The organism is Endozoicomonas sp. ONNA1, from assembly GCF_024606325.1.
Classification (GTDB): domain Bacteria; phylum Pseudomonadota; class Gammaproteobacteria; order Pseudomonadales; family Endozoicomonadaceae; genus Endozoicomonas_A.
The window spans coordinates 1-1461 of the sequence record NZ_JAHHPN010000310.1 but is presented as its reverse complement, the minus strand read 5'-3'; the positions used below and the strand labels follow the sequence as shown (position 1 = coordinate 1461).

General features: G+C 47.2%; 1 protein-coding gene. It reads left to right on the top strand.

Translation table 11 applies throughout. The annotated features are described in order from the left end of the window. Nucleotides 1-106: 106 nt before the first annotated feature. The coding region (locus KDK19_RS07325; RefSeq protein WP_257274762.1) for an F-box/WD40 repeat-containing protein at nt 107-1461 on the top strand (1355 nt) is incomplete at its 3' end.

The window sequence follows — 1461 nt, the reverse complement described above, 5'->3', positions numbered from 1 at the left end:
CAATGACCTCAATGTTTTGAACTTTCATTCTAAAACCGGTTCTAAGCTTTCAATCCATTTTAAATGCCCTTACCAAGAAGATAAAACTGACTTTGAAGGAACAACCATGGACCCTAAGGACAACCATCCCGGTATTGATGTTTCACTCTCGCCAACAGCACCCAAGCGAGCTCGATTGGAGGAAGCACCAAAGGGTGTCAGTTTGGGCAGGGAGGTTACTGTAAAGGACAAAATTGAAGCAACATTCTTCCATTTGCCCGAAGAGATACATGCCAAAATTATTCGCTATTTGGAATTTCGAGGGGTGACCGCTTTAACAAGGGTATGCAAACAGCTTCACAAGCTTGTAAAAAACGATAAAGCTCTGGAAAGAGCATGGTATCGTCGGCTTCCTTCACCACACCAATATCAACTAAGAACCATTGTTACGACAAAAGATAGTCAACAACTCCGTGACTGGTTGAGGTCGTTTGCGGATATCAGCACTATCGAGTCACTCATAAAACAACAAGGGAATGTTTATTTTCCTGTTCAGTTAGTTTTTACCAACAGCAAACTAATGGCTCAATGTGAAAAATTCAAGCTGGTGGAAAAAACCGGAATTACCCATCTACATAATATCCACACAGCCAGTTTCAGCGCTGATAGTCGCCATGTGGTGACCGCCGGCTATGACAATACAGCGCAAATCACTGGCCAGAAGCCCGATGGATCATGGGCAGGAAAAGCCAACATTTCCCATACTGAGTGGGTCAAATCAGCCACCTTCAGTGCTGATGGTCGTAAAATAGTGACCGGCAGTAAAGATCGCATGGCGAAAATCTGTGTTCAGGAGGACGATGGATCGTGGGAAGTAAAAGCCACCATTCTTCATAATGATTGGGTCTCCTCAGCCACCTTCAGTAGCGATAGCTGCTACGTAGTGACCGCCGGTTGGGATGGCAAGGTGAAAATCTACGGCGAGGGGACCCATGGATCATGGGAAGCAAAATACACCATTGACCACAATGCTATAGTCTCTTCGGCCAGCTTTAGCGCCGACAGGCGTCATTTAGTGATCGTGAGTGAAGATAGAAATGCAACTGTCTACAGTCAGGAGGATGATGGATCATGGAAAGTCAATGCCACCATTTCCCATGACGGGGTAATCCACTCGCACACCCTCAGCACCTGTGGCCGCCGCCTGGTAACCACCAGCGAAGATCACAGAGCAATCATCTATGGCCTGCAGGACAATGGATCATGGGGAGAAATGACCACCATTGTTCATGATGATCAGGTTCACTCAGCCGACTTCAGCGCCGATGGCCGTTATGTGGTGACTATCAGTGATAGCAAAGCAAAAATCCATGGCCTGCAAACCGCTGGGTGGGTAGTGAAAGACATCATTGAACACCAAAAAGAGCTTACCTCCGCCAGCTTCAGCGCCGATAGCCGCCATCTGGTAACGACCAGTGAGGA